Annotated in this window: 25 protein-coding genes; 2 read left to right on the top strand and 23 right to left on the bottom strand. The window is 56.4% G+C overall.

From position 1 onward, the window contains the following. Positions 1 to 18: 18 nt before the first annotated feature. The 22 genes from FNY10_RS04860 to yceD all read right to left on the bottom strand — a co-directional run bounded on the left by FNY10_RS04860 (position 19) and on the right by yceD (position 19,134). The gene (locus FNY10_RS04860; protein ID WP_100685113.1) at positions 19 to 558 is read right to left on the bottom strand and encodes a glycine zipper 2TM domain-containing protein; all 540 of its coding nucleotides are present in this window, start codon (positions 556 to 558) and stop codon (positions 19 to 21) included. A 256-nt stretch (positions 559 to 814) separates the two neighbouring features. Then, positions 815 to 2,119 (bottom strand): NAD(P)/FAD-dependent oxidoreductase, encoded by a 1,305-nt coding sequence (locus FNY10_RS04855; RefSeq protein WP_100685114.1) that lies wholly within the window; start codon positions 2,117 to 2,119, stop codon positions 815 to 817. 240 nt (positions 2,120 to 2,359) lie between these two features. After that, a complete protein-coding gene (gene ycfP, locus FNY10_RS04850) occupies positions 2,360 to 2,902 on the bottom strand; it encodes an alpha/beta hydrolase YcfP (protein WP_100685115.1) in 543 nt (180 codons plus the stop codon). Positions 2,903 to 2,928: 26 nt separating this feature from the next. Next, positions 2,929 to 3,951, bottom strand: a complete 1,023-nt coding sequence (nagZ, locus tag FNY10_RS04845; RefSeq protein ID WP_100685116.1) for a beta-N-acetylhexosaminidase — start codon at positions 3,949 to 3,951, stop codon at positions 2,929 to 2,931. Positions 3,952 to 3,971: 20 nt separating this feature from the next. Then, positions 3,972 to 4,790, bottom strand: coding sequence for a thiamine kinase (gene thiK / locus FNY10_RS04840; RefSeq protein ID WP_160703804.1), 819 nt, complete (start codon positions 4,788 to 4,790; stop codon positions 3,972 to 3,974). Beyond that, complete coding sequence (gene lpoB, locus FNY10_RS04835; RefSeq protein WP_160704053.1) at positions 4,771 to 5,406, bottom strand: penicillin-binding protein activator LpoB; 636 nt, start codon at positions 5,404 to 5,406, stop codon at positions 4,771 to 4,773. Before lpoB ends, thiK begins: the two co-directional genes overlap by 20 nt. A gap of 21 nt (positions 5,407 to 5,427) precedes the next feature. Then, positions 5,428 to 5,802, bottom strand: coding sequence for a YcfL family protein (locus FNY10_RS04830; RefSeq protein ID WP_100685119.1), 375 nt, complete (start codon positions 5,800 to 5,802; stop codon positions 5,428 to 5,430). Between the two features lie 3 nt (positions 5,803 to 5,805). Further along, positions 5,806 to 6,162: a purine nucleoside phosphoramidase gene (gene hinT / locus FNY10_RS04825; RefSeq protein WP_100685120.1), complete on the bottom strand. Its 357-nt coding sequence runs from the start codon at positions 6,160 to 6,162 to the stop codon at positions 5,806 to 5,808. A 356-nt stretch (positions 6,163 to 6,518) separates the two neighbouring features. Then, on the bottom strand, positions 6,519 to 7,952 hold the full coding sequence (ptsG, locus tag FNY10_RS04820) for a PTS glucose transporter subunit IIBC (RefSeq protein ID WP_100685122.1): 1,434 nt from the start codon (positions 7,950 to 7,952) through the stop codon (positions 6,519 to 6,521). A 303-nt stretch (positions 7,953 to 8,255) separates the two neighbouring features. Beyond that, positions 8,256 to 9,041: a metal-dependent hydrolase gene (locus FNY10_RS04815; RefSeq protein ID WP_160703806.1), complete on the bottom strand. Its 786-nt coding sequence runs from the start codon at positions 9,039 to 9,041 to the stop codon at positions 8,256 to 8,258. A gap of 10 nt (positions 9,042 to 9,051) precedes the next feature. After that, the gene (holB, locus tag FNY10_RS04810; RefSeq protein WP_160703808.1) at positions 9,052 to 10,056 is read right to left on the bottom strand and encodes a DNA polymerase III subunit delta'; all 1,005 of its coding nucleotides are present in this window, start codon (positions 10,054 to 10,056) and stop codon (positions 9,052 to 9,054) included. Next, complete coding sequence (gene tmk, locus FNY10_RS04805; protein WP_160703810.1) at positions 10,053 to 10,694, bottom strand: dTMP kinase; 642 nt, start codon at positions 10,692 to 10,694, stop codon at positions 10,053 to 10,055. The genes holB and tmk overlap by 4 nt, the downstream gene beginning before the upstream one ends. Then, positions 10,684 to 11,706, bottom strand: a complete 1,023-nt coding sequence (gene yceG, locus FNY10_RS04800) for a cell division protein YceG (protein WP_131049978.1) — start codon at positions 11,704 to 11,706, stop codon at positions 10,684 to 10,686. Before yceG ends, tmk begins: the two co-directional genes overlap by 11 nt. Positions 11,707 to 11,708: 2 nt before the next feature. Next, positions 11,709 to 12,518, bottom strand: a complete 810-nt coding sequence (gene pabC, locus FNY10_RS04795; protein ID WP_100685127.1) for an aminodeoxychorismate lyase — start codon at positions 12,516 to 12,518, stop codon at positions 11,709 to 11,711. A gap of 132 nt (positions 12,519 to 12,650) precedes the next feature. Continuing rightward, a complete protein-coding gene (gene fabF / locus FNY10_RS04790; protein WP_100685128.1) occupies positions 12,651 to 13,892 on the bottom strand; it encodes a beta-ketoacyl-ACP synthase II in 1,242 nt (413 codons plus the stop codon). A gap of 86 nt (positions 13,893 to 13,978) precedes the next feature. Then, positions 13,979 to 14,215 carry an acyl carrier protein gene (gene acpP, locus FNY10_RS04785; protein ID WP_000103754.1) on the bottom strand — a complete coding sequence of 79 codons (237 nt, stop codon included), beginning with the start codon at positions 14,213 to 14,215 and terminating at the stop codon, positions 13,979 to 13,981. A gap of 210 nt (positions 14,216 to 14,425) precedes the next feature. Continuing rightward, entirely contained in the window at positions 14,426 to 15,160 is a 735-nt protein-coding gene (fabG, locus tag FNY10_RS04780; protein ID WP_131049980.1) for a 3-oxoacyl-ACP reductase FabG, read from the bottom strand. Positions 15,161 to 15,172: 12 nt separating this feature from the next. Then, positions 15,173 to 16,102 carry an ACP S-malonyltransferase gene (gene fabD, locus FNY10_RS04775; RefSeq protein WP_100685130.1) on the bottom strand — a complete coding sequence of 310 codons (930 nt, stop codon included), beginning with the start codon at positions 16,100 to 16,102 and terminating at the stop codon, positions 15,173 to 15,175. A gap of 15 nt (positions 16,103 to 16,117) precedes the next feature. Next, complete coding sequence (locus FNY10_RS04770; RefSeq protein WP_141964919.1) at positions 16,118 to 17,071, bottom strand: beta-ketoacyl-ACP synthase III; 954 nt, start codon at positions 17,069 to 17,071, stop codon at positions 16,118 to 16,120. A gap of 53 nt (positions 17,072 to 17,124) precedes the next feature. Beyond that, a complete protein-coding gene (plsX, locus tag FNY10_RS04765) occupies positions 17,125 to 18,222 on the bottom strand; it encodes a phosphate acyltransferase PlsX (protein WP_131049982.1) in 1,098 nt (365 codons plus the stop codon). Positions 18,223 to 18,422: 200 nt separating this feature from the next. Continuing rightward, a complete protein-coding gene (rpmF, locus tag FNY10_RS04760) occupies positions 18,423 to 18,596 on the bottom strand; it encodes a 50S ribosomal protein L32 (protein WP_000290724.1) in 174 nt (57 codons plus the stop codon). A 16-nt stretch (positions 18,597 to 18,612) separates the two neighbouring features. After that, positions 18,613 to 19,134: a 23S rRNA accumulation protein YceD gene (yceD, locus tag FNY10_RS04755; RefSeq protein WP_032695736.1), complete on the bottom strand. Its 522-nt coding sequence runs from the start codon at positions 19,132 to 19,134 to the stop codon at positions 18,613 to 18,615. Positions 19,135 to 19,275: 141 nt separating this feature from the next. Between yceD and FNY10_RS04750 the strand changes: the two genes are divergently transcribed. Then, a complete protein-coding gene (locus FNY10_RS04750; protein ID WP_160703812.1) occupies positions 19,276 to 19,860 on the top strand; it encodes a Maf family protein in 585 nt (194 codons plus the stop codon). Between the two features lie 137 nt (positions 19,861 to 19,997). On the opposite strand, the gene rluC is transcribed toward FNY10_RS04750, so the two are convergent. Beyond that, positions 19,998 to 20,951 (bottom strand): 23S rRNA pseudouridine(955/2504/2580) synthase RluC, encoded by a 954-nt coding sequence (rluC, locus tag FNY10_RS04745; protein WP_167686242.1) that lies wholly within the window; start codon positions 20,949 to 20,951, stop codon positions 19,998 to 20,000. A gap of 828 nt (positions 20,952 to 21,779) precedes the next feature. Between rluC and rne the strand changes: the two genes are divergently transcribed. Next, entirely contained in the window at positions 21,780 to 24,980 is a 3,201-nt protein-coding gene (rne, locus tag FNY10_RS04740; protein ID WP_160703814.1) for a ribonuclease E, read from the top strand. Positions 24,981 to 25,016: the final 36 nt, after the last annotated feature.

Here is a 25,016-nt window from a genome sequence, read left to right as displayed (position 1 = left end):
TCACAGTCAATGTCTTTTTTACGCTTTGTTGTTGAGGACCAGCTGGCCGTTACTGTCCAGCGGAATTTGCGTGCCGGGATCGTGTTCCATGCGGATTTTTCCTCGCTGCTCGCCGATTTTGTAGGTCACATCGTAGCCCAGCATTTTATCCGACTTATCGTACACCGTTTTACAGCGCTGCTGCGTGGTGGTGTAGGTATCCCCGTCCTGCATCGACCCCTGAATCTGGTTACCGGCGTAACCGCCGCCCAGCGCGCCCACCACGGTCGCCACGCTGCGGCCACGACCGCCGCCAAACTGATGACCGATGACCCCGCCGGCAACGGCACCAAGAACGGAACCGGCGATGCGGTTTTCATCCTGTACCGGACGACGATGGGTCACGGTGACGTTGCGACATTCCTGACGCGGAGTTTTTACGGTCTCTTTTATCGGTGTACTGGACACCACTTGCGCATATTGCGGGCCACGATCTAAGACGTTAAGACCAGCGACAGCTGCAACACCCAGCGCGGCAGCCACGCCAATCCCTATACCCGCCAACATTGATTTATTCACGGGGTATCCTCCCTTGTTGCTGATAGAAACAATTTTGCTATCGACCCGGGGACCTTGCAAATGAGAAAGCGGATGAAAAATGCGGGGAAAAGCGGCAAATGGCGTGGATTCAGAGGAATCTGAGATGTTATGCGCGAGATGACAGACGGAAATTCTGTCATTGAGCCGGCAAAGCGCTGACCGGCTCAACCTGCGTCGCCGCCCGCCATCCCGAACTGGCCTGGCGGCACAATCCGGGAACGGGGCGAACAGACAATCAGTGCAGTTTCAGGCGCGGGCGAATGATGCGGTTGATGCGACCTACCAGCATCATCAGACCGGTCTTACAGTAGCCGTGCAGCGCAATCTGGTGCATGCGGTACAAAGAGATATAGACGAAACGCGCAATACGCCCTTCGACCATCATCGAACCGCGCATCAGGTTGCCCATCAGGCTCCCCACGGTTGAGTAGTTGGAGAGCGAAACCAGCGAACCGTGATCTTTATAGACGTAGGATTTCAGCGGTTTGTCTTTCATCTGCGCCAGAATATTATTCAGCGCGCAGGTTGCCATCTGGTGGGCCGCCTGGGCGCGCGGCGGCACAAATCCGCCTTCCGCACGCGCACAGGAGGCGCAGTCGCCGATGGCATAAATATCCGGGTCCAGCGTCGTTTGCAGCGTTGGCTGAACCACCAGCTGGTTAATGCGGTTGGTTTCCAGACCGCCGATCTCTTTCATAAAGTCCGGCGCTTTGATCCCTGCCGCCCACACCATCAGGTCGGCATTAATAAACTCGCCGTCTTTGGTGTGCAGGCCGTTCGCATCGGCGCTGGTTACCATGGTTTTCGTCAGAACGCGCACGCCAAGCTTGGTCAGCTCACTGTGAGCGGCGCCGGAAATACGCGGCGGCAGCGCAGGGAGAATACGCTCGCCCGCTTCAACCAGGGTGACATTCAATGCTTCGTTGGTCAGCCCTTTATAACCATAGCTGTGCAGTTGTTTCACCGCATTATGCAGCTCAGCCGAGAGCTCAACGCCGGTAGCCCCGCCGCCGACGATCGCGATATTGACTTTGCCGTTGGCGCCGAGGTTAGCCGAGTATTTCAGGAACAGGTTCAGCATTTCCTGATGGAAGCGACGGGCCTGATGCGGGTTATCAAGGAAAATACAGTTCTCTTTGACGCCCGGGGTATTAAAGTCGTTAGAGGTACTGCCCAGCGCCATCACCAGCGTGTCGTACGGCAGCTTGCGCTCGGCAACCAGCAGCTCGCCCTTCTCGTCACGCAGCTCAGACAGCGTAATGGTTTTCGCTTCACGGTTAATATCCACCACTGAACCCAGCTGGAACTGGAAACCGTGGTTGCGGGCATGGGCCAGATAGCTCAGCGCATCAACACCTTCATCGAGCGAACCGGTCGCCACTTCATGCAGCAACGGCTTCCACAGATGGCTATGGTTACGATCCACCAGCGTGATTTTCGCTTTTTTGCTACGCCCCAGCTTTCCACCCAGCTGAGTCGCCAGTTCCAGTCCACCGGCGCCGCCACCTACGATTACGATTTTTTTCAATGGTGTAGTCACGAGACCCCCTAAAAATATTAACCAATTGTTAATTAAAAGTTATACAAATAGCTCTTATTTAACAACAAGTTACAGCAGTGAAACCATTCAGCGAAATTGAGAATACCATGAACGGGTCATTGGTCATACCAAAATTGATATGCATCAAGTTTTACCGCCTGTTTTTTAACCATGCCACTATTGGCGACATAAAAAAAGCCCGTCGTATGTCTCTACGACGGGCCGCTGCGGAGGAGTGACTCAGCCTAGCGTCTTAAAGGCTTTTATCCGCTGCAGATGAGGTGAGATGTTCTTGAACTTGTGGGTCTGCTCATTATCCCAGATGATTTCATAGTAGTGATGCAGCAGGTCAGCCGAACGCTGGCTGTCCAGCGCCTCGTCCTGGCGGGAGAGTACCACCAGACAGCGATCGCGGTTTTTCTCGCGGAAATTGTTGACGCACTTGGTCCCGATATCAGCGTACTCTTCAGGCCTGTCGATCTTGCCTTCCATGTTTTCCGCGGGAAACAGATTGGGGTTAAAAATGGCCTGACGCACATCGCAAAGGAAACCAATCCGTTCCGCCCAATAGCCACCCAGGCCGACGCCGCAAATCAGCGGCCGATCGTCAGTATTGAGCTGCAGCATTTTATCGACTTCTTTTAACAAGTGCTGCATATCATGTTTTGGGTGCCGCGTGCTGTAGCTTATCAGACGCACATCGGGATCGATAAACTGCAGCTGCAGCACCTTCTCATGGTTTCCGGGACTGTTTGAGTCAAAACCGTGTAAATAGATAATCATCGTATCCTCACCAGACTTCAGGTCAATTACGCAGACTTCGCCTCTTGCCAACGCGCGTGGAGCTGCTCCAGCTGCGCATTAACCGTCTTCCAACGGGCAGAATCCCTTAACTCCTGACGGGTAAATGAGCCTTTATGATACAATTTCGTAACACGCTCTGCTTTGATCGGCGACAGGTTATCCAGCACGCTGACCGCCCCCTTACGATTATTGCAGACCAGGATCATATCGCAACCGGCATCCAGCGATGCCTGCCCGCGTTCGGCATAGCTGCCCATGATCGCCGCCCCCTCCATCGACAGGTCGTCAGAGAAAATCACGCCGTCAAAACCTAACTCGCCGCGCAATACCGTCTTCAGCCAGTGCGCTGAACCGCTGGCCGGGCGCGGATCCACATCGCTGTAAATAACGTGGGCGGGCATAATGGCGTCGAGACGATGTTCCGCCACCAGGGTGCGGAAAACCGCCATATCCCGGGCCCGAATCTCGGCTTCAGCCCGCGGATCCCGCGGCGTCTCTTTATGCGAATCTGCGGTCACGGCGCCGTGTCCCGGGAAGTGTTTCCCGGTGGTTTTCATCCCCGCCTCGTGCATACCGTCGATAAAGCGGCGGGCGATAGCCAGCGCTTTATCCGGATCCTCATGATAAGCGCGTTCGCCGATCGCGGCACTGATGTGGCCGACATCAAGAACCGGCGCAAAGCTGATATCGATATCCATCGCGATCATCTCGCTGGCCATCAGCCAACCGGCCTGAGCCGCCAGCGCGCCGCCCTCTTCCATCCCCAGCAGCGCGGCAAAAGATTGCGCGGCCGGCAGGCGGGTAAAGCCCTCGCGAAAGCGCTGCACGCGGCCGCCTTCCTGATCGACGGCCACCACCAGGTGATTGCGCGAGGCCTCGCGGATCTGGCGCACCAGCTCCCGCAGCTGGGCTGGATCGTGATAGTTGCGGGTGAATAAAATCAGTCCGCCTACCAGCGGATGGGCAAGAATCTCACGCTCTTCCGCATCCAGTTCAAACCCTTCGACATCCAACATTACCGGACCCACACTGACCTCTCTTATCCTTTTCATTCTTTGTCTAACTGACACCATGTTTCATCTGCCAGCGTGATAAATTGCCGGTCGCCGGTCTGCTGCCAACGGCGTTCATACCAGCCCGCCATCAGCAAAATGACCCACGGACGCCAGCGTTGTACCTGTCGCCACAGCAGCCGCTCATCAATGCGCGCCCGCCGGGCATATGCGGCGACCAGCTGACGATGCTCTGACGGCGCAACCCACACCGCGGCCAGCTCCAGCGCAATATCGCCATCGCCGGCATATTCCCAGTCGATCAACCGCAGCCCTGTTTTGGTATGGACAATATTGCCGGCATGCACATCCATATGTAGCGGCGCCAGCCGCAGAGGATGAGGCTCCCCGCGCTGTAACAAACGCTTATGCCAACGTAGCCATTGCGGTGTACGCCGCGCTGGATCACACGCCAGCCAGTAGCGTTCAAGCAGCGGCGCCAGCGCCACACGCCAGCCCAGACGCGGCTGCCGGTGCAGATGATACAATAACCCTGCCAGCTGCGGGCACTCCGGGAGCGCGCTTTTCATCTCACCGTCGCAATATTCCACCACCAGCCAGCCCGGCGCATAGAAAAGCGGTGCGGGGACCACGGTCGTCGGCAGGCGAGACAGAGTACGATACTGGCGGAGAAATTCACGGACGGGCGCGTCAGAGTCGTGCGGCTGGCGCAGAACCAGCCGCCGGACACCGTCGCTGATAATACAGCTGCCGCCGCTCAGGCCATTCTGGCCCAGGCCGGCGACAGGTGCATAGCGGGGGAAAAAGCGCGACAACACCTCATCGCGCGTCAGTTTACTGTTGCTGAACGGCACCTTTACCTGACCAAATAATCTCGCCAGTCTGAACCAGCATCAGCTGCATTTTCAGCTCAGGTGAATTGACGTTGCCGGTCGCGTTCGAGTACAGCACGTACTGAGCGCCCACGGTGCGGGCAATCCCCATCGCTTTGCTGCGGCTGCCGAGACTATCCTGCGGGGATAAACCTAGCTGCTGTTTTGCCACGCCCAGCTGCTGAGCGGACACTAGCGTGAATTTGCCGTTCCCGCTCAGGGCATTGCGCAATGCCGCCGTCGCGTCGGCGGCGTTTAGCGTGCCGTTGGTGCGGTTATTCACGCTGTCGACCAGCAGAATACTCCCCGCATTGACGCCGCCCGCCTGCAGCATTTGCCCCACCATCGGCTGTACCGCCGCATTCCAGTCATAATGACGCACGCGCGGCGCTGGCTGTGCCGGCTGCTGCTCGTGTTCAATCGGCCCCGGCTGCCCCGGAATAGACGGAACCGTCGGTACGGTTGGCACCGTCGGCTGCGGTTGCGCGGGCTGCGTTGGCTTCGGCTGCGCCTCCTCAACGGGAGCGGGCTCCTGACGTTGCCCCACGCACCCAGCAAGGAATATCGCCAGTGCCGTAATTAACGCGTAGCGACACATTTTAATCATTACAATTACCCCTTACAGATAAAGATACAGGCGGGCCTTATGCGCCCCCAAAATATTCGCGCTACCGTACAAGGTGACAGAAGAGTGCGCAGGCACCGTGATGCTGCGGGCCGGCTCCAGCGGATGCATTTCCAGCCCTCTGGCGTCATACCAGAAGAAGCGGTAATGCACGGTGATCGGTTGCTGGCGTTCATTAAACAGCCTGGAGGTGGCGGTAGCCTGAATCTCGGAGGCCGTAACCTCTGGCGCATCGGCGCTGATGCCCGCCGCCAGCACGTTGGATTCCATCACCAGCGTCTGCTGTTCAGCAACGGGGATTTCCGCATGGGAACCGCACCCGACCAGGAGCACAGCCGCCAGAAGCGAGCCGAAATGAGCTGCGCGCATCGATTAACCTTTGTGAGCCAGCATCGGCCCCAGCGGGCGACCGCCCAGCAGGTGCATGTGGATATGGTAGACTTCCTGGCCGCCGTGGCGGTTGCAATTAACAATCAGACGATAGCCATCATCAGCAAGACCTTCGTCACGCGCAATTTTCGCCGCAACGGTCATCATGCGCCCCAGCGTCAGTTCATGTTCAGCGGTGACATCGTTGACGGTAGGAATCAGGATATTGGGGACAATCAGAATGTGGGTCGGTGCCTGCGGGGAAATATCGCGAAAAGCGGTCACCCGTTCATCCTGATAAACCATATCCGACGGGATTTCCCGGCGAATGATTTTGCTAAAAATCGTTTCTTCTGCCATGACTGATTCCTTATTAATTTTTATACCGTGCTCTGGCCTGCCTCTGCAGATAAACGCGGATGCACAGGATTCGCCTAAGAGTATGAGCGAGTTGCTCCCTCTCTTTCAACCTGAATGCGCTTTTTCTTATGTCGCGACGATGCTAGCTGCTGATGGATTCATCATATCGCGGCTTGCGGCTTTCCGCCGCGCGCGCTTAAGCGCCCTTCCGACAGCACGGCTTACTGCTGCAGACGTATTAAAGACGCTCGCCGACCTCTCTTTTTTGCCCCGATACGCGCCTGCGGTTTCATCCGCCGGATTGAGAGCATAAAAAAGGCAGCCATTTGGCTGCCTTAGTCTCCCCACATCACAACTTAGTTGCTGCGGATGTATTCATCCATTTCAGTTTTCAGGTTATCGGATTTGGTGCCGAAGATTGCCTGAACGCCTGAACCAGCAACAACCACACCGGCAGCGCCCAGTTTTTTCAGGCCAGCCTGATCAACTTTCGCGACGTCGGCCACGCTGACGCGCAGACGGGTGATGCATGCATCAAGGTTAGTGATATTGTCTTTACCGCCGAACGCGGCAATCAGTGCCGGAGCCATTTCGCTGGTCGCACCGACTTTGCTGTCTTCAGTGGTATCTTCACGACCCGGAGTTTTCAGGTCCAGTGCTTTAATCAGCACGCGGAAGATAACGTAGTAGACGATGGCGTAGCAGATACCGACGATCGGGAACAGCCACAGTTTGCTGCTGTTACCAGACAGGACGATGAAGTCGATCAGGCCGTGAGAGAACGACGTACCATCACGCATACCCAGCAGAATACAGATCGGGAAGGCCAGACCGGCAAGAATTGCGTGGATAACGTACAGAATCGGCGCAACGAACATGAAGGAGAACTCGATCGGCTCGGTGATACCGGTCAGGAACGAGGTCAACGCTGCGGAGATCATGATACCGCCCACTTTCGCGCGGTTTTCCGGCTTAGCGGAGTGCCAAATGGCGATAGCGGCAGCCGGCAGGCCGTACATTTTGAACAGGAAGCCGCCGGACAGTTTACCCGCAGTCGGGTCGCCTGCCATATAACGAGGGATATCGCCGTGGAACACCTGACCTGCCGCGTTGGTGTATTCACCAATCTGCATCTGGAAAGGAACGTTCCAGATGTGGTGCAGACCAAACGGTACCAGGCAGCGTTCGATGAAGCCGTAGATACCGAAGGCTACTACCGGGTTCTGGTATGCCGCCCACTGAGAGAAGGTCTGGATAGCAGAGCCGATCGGTGGCCAGATGAAGGACAGGATCACGCCGGTGAAAATAGCGGCAAGACCGGAGATAATCGGAACAAAACGCTTGCCCGCAAAGAAGCCCAGATATTCAGGCAGCTTGATACGGTAGAAGCGGTTGAACATGTACGCTGCAATAGCCCCAGAGATAATACCGCCGAGTACGCCGGTATCAGCCAGGTGTTTGGCCGCAATTTCTTCCGCAGGTAAATGCAGAACCAGCGGCGCAACGACCGCCATGGTTTTCACCATGATGCCGTAAGCAACAACAGAAGCCAGCGCAGATACGCCGTCGTTATTGGTGAAGCCAAGCGCCACACCGATAGCGAAGATCAATGGCATATTGGCAAAGACTGAACCGCCTGCTTCTGCCATAACGTGGGAAACAACGGCTGGCAGCCAGCTGAAGTTTGCGGAACCGACGCCCAGCAGGATACCTGCGATAGGCAGTACGGAGACCGGCAGCATCAGCGATTTACCGACCTTCTGCAGGTTAGCAAATGCATTCTTAAACATAATTGAGAGTGCTCCTGAGTATTTGGTGCTTTTTACGTTTTCACGCATTGGCACGGGGGGAGAACCGTGCCGTGGACAGGACATCTAAGCGCCCTTTATTTATTACACAGAGTAAAATAATTGGCGGAATGATTGTTTGACGGCTATCACGTTTCAATCAGTCGGCGTGGGAAAGTTTACATCAACTTACATAATCTGTATCTAAATGTAACCAAAAGCACGTCACCGCCCCTTTTGTGGCGGTGAACTTTACTCGCTTTATTTATTAATTACGAGCCTTAAAATAATAGAAAGATCGGCAGGTTACAGTCTGGCGGGGTTAATGTGGAACAGGCTGGCGAAATTTTGCGTGGTCTGTTGCGCCAGTTGCTCAAGCGGAACGCCCTTCAGTACCGCCATGTATTCCGCCACATCGCGTACCATTGCCGGCTGGTTCTCTTTACCGCGATGCGGGACCGGCGCCAGGTACGGCGAGTCGGTTTCCACCAGCAGGCGGTCAAGCGGAACATAGCGCGCGGCATCGCGCAGCTGCTCGGCATTGCGGAAGGTGACGATACCGGAAAACGAGATATAGAACCCCATATCCAGCAATTTACCGGCGGTCTCCCTGTCCTCAGTGAAACAGTGTAGTACGCCACCGCAATCCGTCACTTTTTCTTCCTGCAAAATAGCCAGCGTGTCGGCGCGCGCGTCGCGGGTATGCACGATAACCGGCTTGTTTAGTTCGCGGCCAATGCGGATATGATCGCGGAAGGAAGCCTGCTGACGGGGTTTGGTTTCCGGGGTGTAAAAATAGTCCAGCCCGGTTTCCCCCATTGCCACAACCCCCTCTTCCGCCGCCAGCTTGCGCAGCTCGTCAACATCGTACTCTTCATCCTGATTGAGCGGATGGACGCCGCAGGAGAAAACCACATTGTCACGCGGGCCGACCAACTCACGCATTCCGCGGTATCCCGGCAGCGTCGTGGCCACGGCGAGGAAAAACTTCACATCGCGGGCCGCGGCTTTCGCCAGCACATCGTCTACGTCTTTGTGCAGCGTTTGATAATCCAGACCATCCAGATGGCAGTGGGAGTCGACTAAAAACATAATGTCTCGCTCAGAGGTGGGATACGGGAAGTACCGTCCCAGGTTGCAGGTAATGTTCCCAGCGCAGAAGGCGCTCGGTTAGCAGCAGTTCGCGGTTGACGCCAACCACGTTCAACAGCTGGTCCCGGCAGGCGCTGACGTCGCGTGCGATCGCCTGCAAACGGGCGGCAGGCAGCGTCTGCGCCAGCTGATTGACCAGCGTCCAGGCATCAGGGTTGCTCACCAGGGTGATTCCCTGCTGCCGTTTTTGTGCATCCAGCAGCAGCGATGCCAGCCAGTGCAAACGAACCGCAGCCTGTTCGTGATTCAGTATCGGCAGCAGCGCCAGCCAGTCGCCGCTGCTTAAGACCCCCGCCAGCGTCTGAATCAGCTGCTGCCGGGAAGCCCAGTGACTCTCCTGCAGCAGATACAGCGCCGCCGCAGGCGCATTCGCGCTCAGACGCAGCGCGGAGAGCAGCGCCTCCTGCGGCATCGTCACCTCGCGTTCCAGCCACGCCAGCCCGTAGGACTCTGACGGCGGCGCAAGATGATGGAGGCGACAGCGGCTGCGCAGCGTGGCCAGCAACCGCGCGGGCTCCTGACAGGCGAGGAAAAACCAGGTGTTTTCCGGCGGCTCTTCCAGCGTTTTTAACAGGGCATTCGCCGCCGCATCCGTTAACAAGGCCGCATCGCCTGTCCACACTACTTTGGCGCCGCCAAGGCGGGAACGCTCATACAGCTTTTCGTTAACGTCACGCACGGCGTCAATGCCGAGGGCGCTTTTGCCTTTTTCCGGTGCCAGGGTGTAGTAATCGGGGTGCGTGCCAGCCTGCATCAGCTGGCAGCTGTGACACTGCCCGCAGCTTTTATTTCCTTGCGGCTGGCGGCACATGAGATAGCGGCACAGCGCATAGATCAGCGCCTCGCCCCCCATGCCAGGCAAGGCCTGAAGCAGTAACGCATGGTGACCCCGTCCAGCCTGATAGCCGGCGACTAATTGTTCAAATGACGGGCGTAACCATGGGTACCATTTCATGCGCTTTGCTCCGCGACCCAGCGGCTGATAACCGCCCTGATATCGCTTGCGACGGCTTCCAGCGGCTGCGTCGCATCGATGGTGTGGATAGTGGGATCTTGCGCCGCCAGCTCAAGGTAGCGCGCCCGGGTACGATTGAAGAAATCCAGCGATTCTTGTTCAATACGATCAAGTTCGCCGCGCGCGCGCGCGCGCTTCAGGCCCACCTCCGGCGTCACGTCCAGATACAGCGTCAGGTGCGGGCGAAAATCGCCCAGTACCGCATCGCGTAGCGTAGCCAGCATCGTCTGGTCGATACCGCGACCGCCGCCCTGATAGGCCTGGGTCGACAGGTCGTGACGATCGCCAATCACCCACTGGCCGTTTGCCAGAGCGGGTTTGATCACCGTCTCGACCAGTTGAACGCGGGCGGCGTAAAACATCAGCACTTCGGCTTTGTCATTAATCACTTCATCGCCGGTGGATTGAATATCCAGCACCAGGCTGCGCAGCTTCTCGGCCAGAATTGTGCCGCCCGGCTCACGGGTAAACACCAGATCGCTGATACCCGACTCCTGCAGCGCCTCCACCACCAGATTGCGCGCGGTGGTCTTCCCTGCGCCTTCCAGGCCTTCGATAACGATATAGTTACTGCGCATTTTTTTCCTTAAGTACTTTCAGATAATCCTGTACCGAGCGGTTGTGGCTGGCCAGATTGGTATTAAACGTATGCCCGCCTTTACCATCGGCAACAAAATAGAGATAAGGCGTTTTCGCCGGATGCGCCGCGGCGTTCAGAGAGGCTTCTCCCGGTACGGCGATGGGCCCCGGCGGCAAACCGCCGATCGCGTAGGTATTGTATGCCGTCGGCGTCTCCAGATCTTTGCGGGTCAGCTTGCCAGTATAACGCTCTCCCATACCGTAGATCACGGTCGGGTCGGTCTGCAGACGCATGCCAATGCGCAGACGATTGATAAATACCGACGCCACGCGGTCGCGTTCTGCGGCAACCGCCGTCTCTTTTTCAATAATGGACGCCATGGTCAGCAGTTGGTTCTGATCTTTGTACGGCAGATTCTCCATCCGCCCTTCCCAGGCTTTTTCGACCTGCGCAACCATCTTCTGATGCGCGCGCTTGAGGATCGCCACATCGCTGGTATGGGCGGTATACATCCAGGTATCTGGCCAGAACCAGCCTTCAACCCAGTCCGCATGTTCGAGGTTAAGCGCCTCGGCAACCGTTTCGTAACGGTCGTCTGCCAGCGTATGTTTGATGTACGGCGCATCGCGCAGCTGACGCAGGTAGTCGCTCACCCGCATCCCCTCCACAAACCGCAGCGGGAACTGGGCCTCTTTGCCGCTGCCCAGCAGTTGCAGCATGTCACGTACCGTCATGTTCGGCATGAAGCGGTAGGTACCGGCTTTGAAGTGGGATAATTCGGGTTCAAGACGCAGCAACCACTGGAATACCCGCGGCCGGTTGATCACCTTGTCGCCATACAGTTGCTCACCCAGCGCCATGCGCCCGGTACCGGCCTCTAAGGTGAAGATAGTCTCTTCTTTTATCAGCAACTTGCTCTGCGCAAGCTGACGAACTTTCCAGATGCCTGCGCCTGCGGCAATGCCCAGCACGACCAACAACAGCAGGATAAATCGTAACATTTTCTTCATGACTAACCAGACAGCTCACACAGTGGGGCTAAAAAATGATAAAGCTCTCGCGAGGACCAGTATGTCTCGTCCCAGCGGCGAACCGGTATCAGCGGCATCAGCGCATTGCATATCAGCACTTCATCGGCGTCTCGCAACGCATCAGCGCGCGCTGTGACTTCGACAACGCGAAACGGCGATTGTGCCAGTTGCGCGATACAATGCTGACGCATAATGCCATTGACGCCAGCGTGATCGAGACGTGGCGTAAACACATCCCTACCCTTGCGCCAGAACAGATTCGCGGCACAGCATTCCGTAAGCCACCCGTCGCTGTCAAGAACCAGCGCTTCATCGGCGTCCGTCTGCTCAAGATGAGAGCGGATCAACACTTGTTCCAGTCGGTTCAGATGCTTCAGCCCGGCCAGCAATGGATTACGCCCGAGGTGAACCGGGCTTAGCGTCAGCGTAACGCCAGCTTCTTGCCAGCGCGCATAATGGGCCGGATACGCTGAAACGCTGAGAATACGCGTGGGCGACTGGCAGTTTGCACCGCTGTAGCCGCGACCACCCGCGCCCCGCGTCAGTATCACTTTCAGCACGCCGCTTTGCTGTTCATGCGCCAGGCGCTGCATTTCAGCTTCCAGCTGCGGCCATTGCGCATAGGGAATCATCAGCGCCGCGCAGGCCAGTTGCAAACGACGAAGGTGGGCGGGCAACATCTGCACTTTATGTTCCACGATACGCGCGGTAGTAAAGCACCCGTCGCCGAACTGAATTGCCCGGTCACTGGCGGCGAGGGTGTCCTGTTCAATGCCATTAATCAAGAACATAGCGGCTCCTTATCGGTGGCCTGTCAGTGTCTCAGGATGAATTACGCAGGACAAGCAGAGAAAGCTGAAGAAAAAAGAAGGCCCGCATTTTATGCAGGCCTGAGTCAGAATTTAGCGGCAAGCGCAACGGGTTTAGATCTTTTTAAAGATCAGTGAACCGTTGGTGCCACCAAAGCCGAAGGAGTTACACAGCGCGTACTCCATACCGGAAACCTGACGCGCTTCGTGCGGAACGAAGTCGAGGTCACAACCGTCATCCGGATTATCCAGGTTGATGGTCGGCGGAACCACGCCATCGCGCAGCGCCAGAATGGAGTAGATTGATTCTACCGCTCCGGCGGCGCCCAGCAGGTGCCCGGTCATTGATTTGGTTGAGCTGACCATCACGCGGCTCGCCGCATCGCCGAAGACAGACTTAACCGCCTGAGTTTCTGCTTTATCGCCCGCCGGCGTCGAGGTGCCGTGCGCATTGACGTAAGCAATCTGGCCAGGTTCAATCCCTGCATCGCGGATGGCATTCACCATCGCCAGGGCCGCACCGGCGCCATTCTCCGGAGGAGACGTCATATGATAAGCATCGCTGCTCATACCAAAGCCGACGATTTCCGCGTAAATTTTCGCGCCGCGTTTTTTGGCGTGCTCGTACTCTTCCAGCACGACCATACCCGCACCGTCGCCCAGTACAAAACCGTCACGATCTTTATCCCACGGACGGCTTGCCGCCTGCGGATTGTCGTTGCGGGTTGAGAGCGCACGCGCGGCGCCAAAGCCGCCCACGCCAAGCGGGGTACTGGCTTTTTCCGCACCGCCGGCCACCATTGCGTCTGCATCGCCATACGCAATGATACGCGCAGCCTGACCAATATTGTGTACGCCGGAAGTACAAGCGGTCGCGATAGAGATACTCGGCCCACGCAGACCAAACATGATGGTCAAATGTCCGGCCACCATGTTAACAATTGTAGACGGTACAAAGAACGGGCTGATCTTACGAGGTCCGCCGTTGGTTAACGAACTGTGGTTTTCCTCGATCAGGCCGAGACCGCCAATGCCGGAACCAATAGCGGCACCGATGCGGGTTGCGTTCTCTTCCGTTACTTCAAGACCAGAATCCTGCATGGCCTGCCAGCCTGCAACAATTCCATATTGAATGAAGGCATCCATCTTGCGCTGTTCTTTGCGCGAGATAATGTCATCACAGTTAAAATCCTTTACTAAGCCAGCAAATTTTGTTGCATAGGCGCTAGTATCGAAATGGTCGATCAGGCTGATGCCACTCTGACCGGCAAGGAGAGCTTTCCAGGTAGACTCTACGGTATTGCCGACAGGAGACAACATGCCCAGTCCGGTCACAACTACACGACGCTTAGACACGGTTGTCCTCCAGGGAGGGAAAATAGATTCTTGTGGGACAAAAAGATAAAACTCAGGCGGTCGAATGACCGCCTGGAGATGTTCACTTACGCCTGGTGACCGTTGATGTAATCAATGGCAGCCTGAACAGTGGTGATTTTCTCAGCTTCTTCGTCCGGAATCTCAGTATCAAACTCTTCTTCCAGAGCCATTACCAGCTCAACGGTGTCAAGAGAATCAGCGCCCAGGTCTTCAACGAAGGAAGCATTGTTGGTAACTTCTTCCTGCTTAACGCCCAGCTGCTCGCCGATAATTTTCTTAACGCGTTCTTCGATAGTGCTCATACTCTTAAATTTCCTATCAAAACTCGCTTTCGCGATGGTTTTCGTAGTGTATAAAATGTTGAAAAATTTGCAACTAAATCCCGGCAGGTCTTACCACGATTTTACGCTATTTTGCGGGTGTTTGCCCTCAGAACGCAAATCATTTTGCACAAAACCGCATTCGGGACCACACAGACTGCGTGGTTCCTGAGCGTTTTGCGCAAATCTCGGTCAGACCATATACATTCCGCCATTGACGTGCAGGGTTTCACCAGAGATGTAACCTGCTTCGTCAGAAGCTAAGAACGCAACCGCACTGGCGATTTCTTTTGCATCGCCGAGGCGACCCGCAGGAACTTGCGCCAGAATACCCGCACGCTGATCTTCAGACAGCGCACGCGTCATGTCCGTTTCAATAAAGCCCGGAGCAACAACGTTAACAGTAATACCGCGGGACGCGACTTCACGTGCCAGCGATTTACTAAAACCAATCAGACCCGCTTTCGCCGCAGCGTAGTTGGCCTGACCAGCATTTCCCATGGTACCGACCACAGAACCGATAGTAATAATGCGCCCGTGACGCTTTTTCATCATAGCGCGCATTACTGCTTTTGACAGACGGAAAACTGATGACAGGTTGGTTTCGATAATATCGTTCCACTCATCATCTTTCATCCGCATTAACAGGTTATCACGAGTAATACCGGCATTATTAACCAGGATATCCACTTCACCAAACTCTGCGCGAATATTTCCCAGTACCGATTCGATAGATGCCGCATCGGTCACATTCAACAGCATACCTTTGCCATTGGCACCGAGGTAATCGCTGATCGCCTGCGCACCGCTCTCGCTGGTGGCCGTGCCGATCACTTTCGCACCACGGGCGACAAGCGTTTCTGCGATTGCGCGGCCAATGCCGCGACTTGCACCGGTAACCAGCGCGATTTTTCCTTCAAAACTCATGGTATTCCTCTTTTATTGCTCAAGCGCCGCAGACATCGCTGCTGGCTCGTTAAGCGCGGAAGCGGTCAGGGTGTCAACAATACGTTTGGTCAGGCCGGTGAGGACTTTACCCGGTCCCACTTCATACAGGTGTTCTACGCCCTGGGATGCCATAAACTCAACGGTTTTAGTCCACTGAACCGGGCTGTACAGCTGGCGAATCAGCGCATCGCGAATCGCGTCTGGCGCCGTTTCACACTTCACATCAACGTTGTTCACCACCGAAATAAGCGGTGCGTTAAAAGTGATGTTTTGCAGTTCAACGGCCAGTTTTTCCGCCGCAGGCTTCATCAGCGCGCAGTGGGACGGGACGCTCACCGGCAGCGGCAGCGCCCGTTTAGCGCCGGCAGCTTTACAAGCCGCACCTGCACGTTCTACAGCCTCTTTGTTACCGGCAATCACGACCTGGCCCGGTGAGTTAAAGTTGACCGGGGCCACGACCTGCCCTTCGGCGGACTCTGCGCAGGCTTTGGCAATCGACGCATCGTCCAGACCGATAATCGCGGACATCGCGCCGGTCCCTTCCGGGACGGCTTCCTGCATAAATTTGCCGCGCATCTCGACCAGACGCACCGCGTCGGCAAAATCAATCACCCCGGCGCAAACCAGCGCGGAATACTCACCCAGGCTATGACCGGCCAGCAGAGCCGGGGTCTTGCCGCCCTGCTGCTGCCAGACGCGATACAGCGCCACGGAAGCGGTCAGCAGCGCAGGCTGAGTCTGCCAGGTTTTGTTCAGTTCTTCCGCCGGGCCCTGCTGAGCAAGCGCCCACAGATCGTAACCCAACGCCGCAGAGGCTTCACGGAAAGTTTCTTCGATAACCGGATACGCTGCTGCCATGTCAGACAACATGCCAACCGTCTGAGAACCTTGTCCCGGGAACACAAAAGCAAATTGCGTCATGTCTAAATCCTTATACTAAAAACGAACCAGCGCGGAACCCCAGGTGAAACCGCCACCAAAGGCTTCCAGCAGAATCAGCTGACCACGCTGGATGCGGCCGTCGCGAACCGCTTCATCCAGCGCACAGGGAACGGAAGCCGCGGAGGTATTGCCGTGACGATCGAGCGTCACCACCACGTTATCCATCGACATCCCCAGTTTTCTTGCCGTCGCGCTGATAATTCGCAGGTTAGCCTGATGCGGTACCAGCCAGTCCAGCGCCGAGCGATCGAGATTGTTAGCCGCCAGCGTCTCATCGACAATGTGCGCCAGTTCGGTCACGGCAACTTTAAACACTTCGTTGCCCGCCATCGTCAGATAGACAGGATTTTCCGGCTCAACGCGATCGGCGTTCGGCAGCGTTAACAGCTCGCCGTAGCGGCCATCCGCATGCAGGTGGGTGGAAATGATCCCCGGCTCTTCAGAAGCGCCCAGCACCACGGCTCCCGCGCCATCACCAAAAATAATGATCGTCCCGCGATCGTCAGGATCGCAGGTGCGCGCCAGAACGTCAGCGCCAATCACCAGCGCGTAATCCACCGCGCCGTTTTTCACATATTGATCGGCGATGCTCAGCGCGTAGGTAAAGCCTGCGCACGCTGCCGCCACATCAAAGGCCGGGCAGCCATTAATACCCAGCATAGACTGAATCTGACAAGCCGAACTTGGAAAGGCGTGAGTCCCCGAGGTGGTCGCAACAACGATCAGACCAATTTGCTCCGGTTTAACGCCCGCCATCTCCAGCGCATTTTTTGCCGCTTCGAAACCCAGCGTCGCAACGTTTTCATTCGGTGCAGCAATACGACGTTCACGGATACCCGTACGAGTGACAATCCACTCGTCAGACGTCTCTACCATTTTTTCCAGGTCGGCGTTAGTACGCACTTGCTCGGGCAGATAACTGCCGGTACCAATAATCTTCGTATACATGTACGCTCAGTCACTCTTGGGTAATATACCCGCCTTGTTCAAACCGCTGGTCGTCAGCCTTCTTCGTTTGTCCCGCGTTGCTGCCGGGAGTTCCCGTTTCTGTCGCCGGTGGGCAGTTCGAAACCTGCTGGGTATAAAGATTCCAGGCGAGCGGCGATCCGCTGAGGAATTTGCCGCTGCACTGCCTGCACTGCCTGCTCTATCGCCACGCTGAAGGCGCGCTGATTGGCAGCACCATGACTCTTAATCACGGAACCGCGCAATCCTAACAGACAGGCGCCATTATACTGGTCGGGGTTGAGGTGACTGAATCGCCTTGCCAGGCTTTTTTGTAACCAACGCTTCAATAACAGCAGCCACCACGACCGTTTTTTGCCCTCACCCTGTGATTTCAGCAGCGAGAGGAACATTCTGACAACACCTTCCATAGTTTTTAATGTGACGTTGCCCGTGAATCCATCACAAACCAACACATCGGTTTTGCCCGTCAATAATTCGTTGGCTTCAAGATAGCCGATATAGTTCAGCGACGGCAGCGTCTTCAGCACCGCAGCGGCATCGCGGATACTATTGAGGCCCTTCATCTCTTCTTCGCCGATGTTCAACAGCGCGACGCGGGGATTCTCAATGCCGACCACTTCTTCGGCCAGTACCGCGCCCATGACCGCAAACTGCACCAGCATCGTACTATCGCAATCCACGTTAGCGCCTAAATCAAGCACCACCGTTTTGCCCTTTTGCTGATGCGGTAAGACCGTCACCAGCGCCGGACGCTCAATCCCTTCAATCGGTTTGAGCAATAATTTTGCCAGTCCCATCAGCGCGCCGGTATTCCCCGCGCTGACGCAGGCTTGCGCCCGCCCTTCTTTTACTAACTCCAGCGCCACGCGCATTGAGCTTCCGCGACTATTGCGGATCGCCTGTGCGGGCCGCGCATCACTAGCAATAACTGACTGCGCAGGGATCACCTGCAGGCGCGAACGTTGTTCGAAATCAGCTTTGGCAAGTAATGGCGTGATGGTGTCGGGGTCGCCGACTAAAAGAAGTGTGAGTTGCGAATTAGAGTTCAGTGCCTGCAGTGCTGCAGGCACTGTCACGGATGGGCCAAAATCGCCCCCCATGACATCTAACGCCAGGGTTAGACGTGTCAAGATATCGTCGCTGCCCGGTTCGGTTATTCCCCAGTCACCTGGGGAAATCCTCGCTAAGCTTCATCACGCTTATACTCTTTGTTTTTCACGCTGCAAGCATGTTGACTGCGCTCGTTCATCCCGGTCACATAGTTGTCTATGCTAGCGCGATGCTTTCGCTCACGTCTCTTGCCGCGCGAAATCCATGGAGTCGTGCGTGATTACTTAGCGATAACCTTGCGACCGCGGTAGAAACCGTCGGCAGTGATGTGGTGACGCAGGTGTTTCTCACCAGAAGTTTTGTCTACAGACAGGCTGGTGACTGCGGTCAGAGCGTCATGGGAACGACGCATGCCACGTTTGGAACGGGTTGGTTTATTCTGTTGTACGGCCATGGACCTTACTCCTCAATTACTTATGCTTTAAGCTGGCTAATACGGCAAATGGATTTGGTTTTTGTGCCTCTTCAGGCAGTTCACCAAAGACCATGTCCGCGTCGGACACTTCACAGTGTTCAGAATCATGCACCGGAACTACAGGCAAGGAGAGAATGATTTCATCCTCAACCATCGCTTGCAGGTCGATTTCACCGAATTCGTTAACCTCAATCGGCTCATACGCTTCCGGTAGTGCTTCGGCCTGTTCGTCATTTCTGACGGGGCTAAAACAATACGTGGTGTGGACATGATGGGGGAACGGTTTCCCGCAACGCTGACATTCGAGGGTTACTGAAACCTTTGCATCGCCGGTAATAACGGCAAGGCGCTGATTATCAATAGCGAACGACATGCTGCATTCCACATCGCTGTCCACGCTGACTACAGAATCGGCTACACGTTCAACCTGATCACGGGCATAGATACCTTCGTAATCGAGGCGTTTTTGAGCCGTGCGGACCGGATCAAGAGTCAGGGGTAATTTTACCTTTTGCATAGGGCGCGCATATTAACTTTGTAATGTCATAGAGTCAAAGAAAAAGGCAGCCTCAGGTTGCCTTTCGCCATTTATTCGCACACATTGCGGCCCATAGTTTAAAATGATGCTCTTCGAAGCGCTATATGTGGATGAAAAAATATGTCTGAGCTTATTCTGGCATCGACATCGCCCTGGCGGCGGATGTTGTTGGAAAAACTGGCCATGCCGTTTGACTGCGCAGCGCCTGATGTCGATGAAACTCCCCATCCAGGCGAACCTGCCCGCCAGCTGGTGGTCCGTCTGGCGCAGGCAAAAGCGCAGTCGCTCGCCGCCCGCTACCCTCAGCACTTAATTATCGGATCCGATCAGGTCTGCGTCCTCGATGGCGAAATTACCGGCAAGCCGCATAGCGAAGAGAATGCGCGCCTGCAGTTAAGAAAAGCCAGCGGCACGATAGTGACCTTTTATACCGGACTGGCGCTTTATAATTCCGCCAACGGCCATCTGCAGACCGAATGTGAGCCCTTTGATGTCCATTTCCGCCACTTAAGCGACCAGGAAATCGACAATTATGTGCGCAAAGAGCGTCCGCTGCACTGCGCCGGGAGTTTTAAAAGTGAAGGACTGGGGATTACGCTCTTTGAACGACTGGAAGGACGCGATCCGAATGCGCTGGTCGGCCTGCCGCTGATCGCCCTGTGTCAGATGCTACGCCGGGAAGGCTGTAATCCGCTGTTGCGCTAGCCGTTTATTCTGCCGGGCCGGAACCGCCGTTCTGGCCTGCTTCTTTGCCATCGCCTTTTCTCGTCTCAGCCGGTAATCTCATTTTGCTCCCCCTTATCGGCCGGGAATAGCGGCGGACTCACCGTCCGCCGCGACGATCATTTGCTATTACGCAGCACCTGCAGACAGCGTTTCAGCTGGTTATCAAGCGGCGCCTCTACGCGCATCACTTCCCCGCTCCCCGGATGAGTAAATTTCAGCGCGGCGGCATGGAGGAACAACCGATTCAGGCCGGTGCCGGCCAGCTGTTTGTCAAACTCGCGGTCGCCATAGCGGTCGTCAAAGGCAATCGGGTGGCCCGCATACTGCGTATGGACGCGGATCTGGTGGGTACGTCCGGTAACCGGGCTGCAGCGCACCAGGGTCGCATGCGTATAGCGCTCTTCAACCTTAAAGCGCGTCTCCGACGGTTTTCCTTCCTGACTGACGCGCACGATACGTTCGCCGCTCTGCAGAATGTTTTTCAGCAGCGGTGCCTGCACCACTTTGGTGTGCGACTGCCACTGTCCGCGCACCAGCGCCAGGTAATCCTTCTGCATGCCCTTTTCGCGCAGCTGTTCATGCAGCGAACGCAGCGCAGAACGCTTCTTCGCCACCAGCAGTACGCCGGAGGTGTCGCGGTCAAGGCGGTGAACCAGTTCGAGGAAACGGGCTTCCGGACGCAGCGCGCGCAGGCCTTCAATGACGCCGAAACTCAGGCCGCTGCCGCCGTGCACCGCAGTACCGGACGGTTTATTCAGCACCAGAATATGGTCATCTTCATACAGAATCACGTCGGCCAGCGCCGACACCTTCTGCAGATGCGGGGAGACGGCTTCTTCTTCACGCTCGGCAACCCGTACAGGCGGAATGCGGATTTCGTCGCCGGCTTCCAGCTTGTATTCCGGCTTGACGCGTTTTTTATTCACCCGCACCTCGCCTTTACGCAGGATGCGATAAATCATGCTCTTCGGTACGCCCTTTAGCTGCGTACGCAAAAAGTTATCGATGCGTTGCCCCGCTTCATCGGCGGTAATGGCAACCATTTTTACGCTTGGAGTCTCAGTTTTCATGGTGCGCGATTCTAAATAGCCCGACGCATTAGCGCCACTCATTTTTATATGCTTATATTTATCATTATCCGGTTTTCATTGAACGCTTCATCGACGTTTTGTTTGTTATTAGAACAATCTGTATCCGCTGGTGAAAAAACTGTGAGTAACCGGGTGATAAAAGGTAAAAGTCAACTTGCTATAACAAGGTTAGCAATGGAATAATGATGCCGTTTTCCGTGTTGAATCTTGTTAGAACAAGAAATTAGCGGAATGACCAATTTTGTCTGACCGATCATCCACGCAGCAATGGCGTAAGACGTATTGATCTTTCAGACAGTTAGCGGGCTGCGGGTTGCAGTCCTTACCGGTACAGGCCTCTATGGATTTCACGTCGCAGGAAGGCGTCGACTCCGGGTATTCCCGGGTGCTCTACTCAGTCCGCTGATTGAGATGAGCAGGTTAAGCCACTACCTTTGTAACGTGAAAGACGACGAGATATACGCAAAATTATTCAGGATGCGCCAAGGCGGCGAAAGAGAGAATCTCCGGAACTGACATCATCAGTGAGTCAGTAACAGGGGTGAACGAGCAAGCCGACGCAGAAGCAATCTGAAAAATGACGCGTATAAATGGAATCTTCTCTGGTGATACATCCCAGGCTGTTCCCCTGCTAATTGCGCTGTGTTTCCGTTTGAAATACAGGCGACCGACACTCTGCGCCTCTTAAGCGCGCGACAACCGTGAGGTTGGCGACGTGAAACAGACACGAGGCCATCGGTTCCCCCCGGCAAGGCAATACTCTGCCCGCAGCTTAGTCGTCAATGTAAGAATAATGAGTAAGTTACGATGAAAAGAATGTTAATCAACGCAACTCAGCAGGAAGAGTTGCGCGTCGCCCTTGTTGATGGGCAGCGCCTGTACGACCTGGATATCGAAAGCCCCGGGCACGAACAGAAAAAAGCGAACATCTACAAAGGCAAAATTACCCGTATTGAACCTAGCCTTGAAGCCGCGTTTGTTGATTACGGCGCCGAGCGTCATGGTTTCCTCCCCCTCAAAGAAATCGCCCGCGAATACTTCCCTGCCAACTACAATTCTCATGGTCGTCCGAATATTAAGGATGTGCTGCGTGAAGGTCAGGAAGTGATTGTGCAGATTGATAAAGAAGAACGTGGCAACAAAGGCGCCGCGCTCACCACCTTTATCAGCCTGGCGGGTAGCTATCTGGTACTGATGCCGAACAACCCGCGCGCGGGCGGTATCTCACGCCGCATCGAGGGTGACGATCGTACCGAACTGAAAGAAGCGCTGGCCAGCCTCGAGCTGCCGGACGGCATGGGGCTTATCGTACGCACCGCCGGCGTCGGCAAATCTGCCGAAGCGCTGCAGTGGGACCTGAGCTTCCGTCTGAAACACTGGGAAGCCATCCAGAAAGCCGCTGAAAGCCGCCCGGCGCCGTTCCTGATTCATCAGGAAAGCAACGTCATCGTGCGCGCCTTCCGTGATTATCTGCGCCAGGATATCGGCGAAATCCTGATCGATAACCCAAAAGTGCTTGAGCTGGCTCGCCAGCACATCGCCGCACTGGGTCGCCCGGATTTCAGCAGCAAAATCAAACTGTACACCGGTGAAATTCCGCTGTTCAGCCACTATCAAATCGAATCGCAGATTGAATCCGCCTTCCAGCGCGAAGTGCGCCTGCCTTCCGGCGGGTCTATCGTTATCGACAGCACCGAAGCGTTAACCGCTATCGATATCAACTCCGCTCGCGCCACCCGCGGCGGCGACATCGAAGAAACGGCATTCAACACCAACCTGGAAGCGGCCGATGAGATTGCCCGCCAGCTGCGTCTGCGTGACCTCGGCGGCCTGATTGTCATCGACTTCATCGACATGACGCCGGTACGCCACCAGCGCGCGGTCGAAAACCGCCTGCGCGAAGCGGTGCGCCAGGATCGTGCGCGCATCCAGATCAGCCACATCTCTCGCTTCGGTCTGCTCGAAATGTCGCGTCAGCGCCTGAGCCCGTCGCTGGGTGAATCCAGCCATCACGTCTGCCCGCGCTGTAGCGGTACCGGCACCGTGCGTGATAACGAATCCCTGTCGCTCTCTATCCTGCGTCTGATTGAAGAAGAAGCGCTGAAAGAGAACACCCAGGAAGTTCACGCCATCGTGCCTGTGCCGATTGCGTCCTACCTGCTGAACGAAAAACGTGCCGCGGTGAGCGCCATTGAAACCCGTCAGGGCGACGTTCGCGTGATCATCGTCCCGAACGATCAGATGGAAACCCCGCACTACTCCGTGCTGCGCGTGCGCAAAGGCGAAGAGACCTCTACCCTGAGCTATCTGCTGCCTAAACTGCACGAAGAAGAGATGGCGCTGCCTGCGGATGAAGAGCCTGCCGAACGTAAACGCCCTGAGCAGCCGGCCCTGGCCACCTTCGTGATGCCGGACGTACCGCCTGCGCCAGAGCAGGACGTTCCTGTTGCCGCACCTGCCGCCGCGAAACCCGCGGTAGCCGCTGCCGCGCCGGCGCAGCCTGGTCTGCTCTCACGCTTCTTTCGCGCCCTGAAAAACATCTTCTCCGGCGCAGAAGAAACTAAACCGGCAGAACCTCAGGTAGAGAAGAAAGCCGAAGAGAAACCGGAACGTCAGCAAGAGCGTCGTAAACCGCGGACCAACAATCGCCGCGATCGCAACGATCGTCGTGATAACCGCGACGGTCGTGATAACCGCGACAGCCGCGCTGAAAATACGGAAGGCCGTGAACCTCGGGAATCCCGCGAGGAAAACCGCCGTAATCGTCGCGAGAAACAGCAGCAGAATGTCGAGCCGCGTGAATCTCGCCAGACGGTGACCGAGGACGCGGAAAAAGGCAAAGCGCGCGATGAGCAGCAGCCGCGCCGTGAGCGTAATCGTCGTCGTAACGACGACAAGCGCCAGGCCCCGCAGGAAGCTAAAGCACCAACGCGCGAAGAGCCGGTAGTCCAGCAGGAAGTCGAACAGGAAGAGCGCGTTCAGACGATGTCCCGACGTAAACCGCGTCAGTTATCCCAGAAGGTTCGCATTGAATCTGCGGTCGCTGAAACGGCTGCTCAGGTTGTTGAAACCGCGGCTGCGGTCCAGCCGGAAGCCGTCGCTCCGCGCACGGAACTGGCGAAAGTCGATCTGCCTGCCGTCGTTGAAAGTAACGGCGACCATGACGACAACAGCGAGTCCCGCGAAGCCAACGGTATGCCGCGTCGCTCTCGTCGCTCGCCGCGTCATCTGCGCGTCAGCGGTCAGCGCCGTCGTCGTTACCGCGATGAGCGTTACCCGACCCAGTCGCCGATGCCGCTGACCGTAGCCTGCGCATCCCCGGAAATGGCGTCAGGTAAAGTGTGGATTCGCTACCCGGTTGTCCGTGCCCAGGATCAGCAGCAGGAAGAACAGCAGGTTCAGGCGTCCGTTACTGAAACTGTCGCGCCGGTTGCTGTCGCTGAAGCCGCCATCGCAGAAGTGGTCGCCCCGGCGGTTGCCGAGGCAGCGCCTGTTGCCGCCGAACAACCTGTCGTAGCCGAAGCGACCGTCGCTGAAGCCGCGCAGACTGTTCAGCCGGAGGTCGCCGCGCAGGACGTTATCGCCGCAGAAACCCCGGTTGTAACGGCCGAAACCAGCGTTGCGCCGGTTGCTGCCGAGCCGGAAGCTGCCGCTGAAGCCGTTGTTGAGGAGACTGCACCGGTTGTGGCGCAAGAAGTTCCTGCCGCACAGGCCATCGAGCCGACGCCGGTCGTTGAAGCCGCTCCGGTGGTAGAAACAGCGCCGGTCGTCGAATCAGCGCCTGCTCCGGTGGTGGCCGCCGCGCCAGCGGCAGCGGTTATCGTGTCTCACCGTCACGCGACCGCCCCGATGACGCGTGCCCCGGCGCCAGCCTACGAGCCAGAAGCGCCGCGTCACAGCGACTGGGTTCGCCCGTCGTTTGCCTTTGACGGCAAAGGCGCTGCAGGCGGCCACAGCGCGACTCATCAGGCGACGGCGGAACCTACCCGTCCGCAACCTGCCGAGTAAACGCAGCACGTCATAAAAAAACCGGCCTCTGGCCGG

This window comes from Klebsiella sp. Lac1 (assembly GCF_009825425.1).
In the GTDB taxonomy this organism is placed as follows: Bacteria; Pseudomonadota; Gammaproteobacteria; order Enterobacterales; family Enterobacteriaceae; genus Klebsiella; species Klebsiella electrica.
The sequence above is the reverse complement of the archived record's forward strand: the minus strand, read 5'-3'. Positions and strand labels throughout refer to the sequence as shown.

What these genes read in the sequence shown, in the direction of transcription:
- FNY10_RS04815 (WP_160703806.1), bottom strand. Translation starts at nt 9,041, where the DNA reads ATGTTTTTAGTCGACTCCCACTGCCATCTGGATGGTCTGGATTATCAA.
- FNY10_RS04750 (WP_160703812.1), top strand. Translation starts at nt 19,276, where the DNA reads ATGTCTGAGCTTATTCTGGCATCGACATCGCCCTGGCGGCGGATGTTG.
- rpmF (WP_000290724.1), bottom strand. Translation starts at nt 18,596, where the DNA reads ATGGCCGTACAACAGAATAAACCAACCCGTTCCAAACGTGGCATGCGT.
- hinT (WP_100685120.1), bottom strand. Translation starts at nt 6,162, where the DNA reads ATGGCAGAAGAAACGATTTTTAGCAAAATCATTCGCCGGGAAATCCCG.
- rluC (WP_167686242.1), bottom strand. Translation starts at nt 20,951, where the DNA reads ATGAAAACTGAGACTCCAAGCGTAAAAATGGTTGCCATTACCGCCGAT.
- tmk (WP_160703810.1), bottom strand. Translation starts at nt 10,694, where the DNA reads ATGCGCAGTAACTATATCGTTATCGAAGGCCTGGAAGGCGCAGGGAAG.
- yceG (WP_131049978.1), bottom strand. Translation starts at nt 11,706, where the DNA reads ATGAAGAAAATGTTACGATTTATCCTGCTGTTGTTGGTCGTGCTGGGC.
- fabG (WP_131049980.1), bottom strand. Translation starts at nt 15,160, where the DNA reads ATGAGTTTTGAAGGAAAAATCGCGCTGGTTACCGGTGCAAGTCGCGGC.
- holB (WP_160703808.1), bottom strand. Translation starts at nt 10,056, where the DNA reads ATGAAATGGTACCCATGGTTACGCCCGTCATTTGAACAATTAGTCGCC.
- lpoB (WP_160704053.1), bottom strand. Translation starts at nt 5,406, where the DNA reads ATGTGTCGCTACGCGTTAATTACGGCACTGGCGATATTCCTTGCTGGG.
- ptsG (WP_100685122.1), bottom strand. Translation starts at nt 7,952, where the DNA reads ATGTTTAAGAATGCATTTGCTAACCTGCAGAAGGTCGGTAAATCGCTG.
- pabC (WP_100685127.1), bottom strand. Translation starts at nt 12,518, where the DNA reads ATGTTCTTGATTAATGGCATTGAACAGGACACCCTCGCCGCCAGTGAC.
- acpP (WP_000103754.1), bottom strand. Translation starts at nt 14,215, where the DNA reads ATGAGCACTATCGAAGAACGCGTTAAGAAAATTATCGGCGAGCAGCTG.
- fabD (WP_100685130.1), bottom strand. Translation starts at nt 16,102, where the DNA reads ATGACGCAATTTGCTTTTGTGTTCCCGGGACAAGGTTCTCAGACGGTT.
- FNY10_RS04830 (WP_100685119.1), bottom strand. Translation starts at nt 5,802, where the DNA reads ATGCGCGCAGCTCATTTCGGCTCGCTTCTGGCGGCTGTGCTCCTGGTC.
- FNY10_RS04770 (WP_141964919.1), bottom strand. Translation starts at nt 17,071, where the DNA reads ATGTATACGAAGATTATTGGTACCGGCAGTTATCTGCCCGAGCAAGTG.
- yceD (WP_032695736.1), bottom strand. Translation starts at nt 19,134, where the DNA reads ATGCAAAAGGTAAAATTACCCCTGACTCTTGATCCGGTCCGCACGGCT.
- ycfP (WP_100685115.1), bottom strand. Translation starts at nt 2,902, where the DNA reads ATGATTATCTATTTACACGGTTTTGACTCAAACAGTCCCGGAAACCAT.
- rne (WP_160703814.1), top strand. Translation starts at nt 21,780, where the DNA reads ATGAAAAGAATGTTAATCAACGCAACTCAGCAGGAAGAGTTGCGCGTC.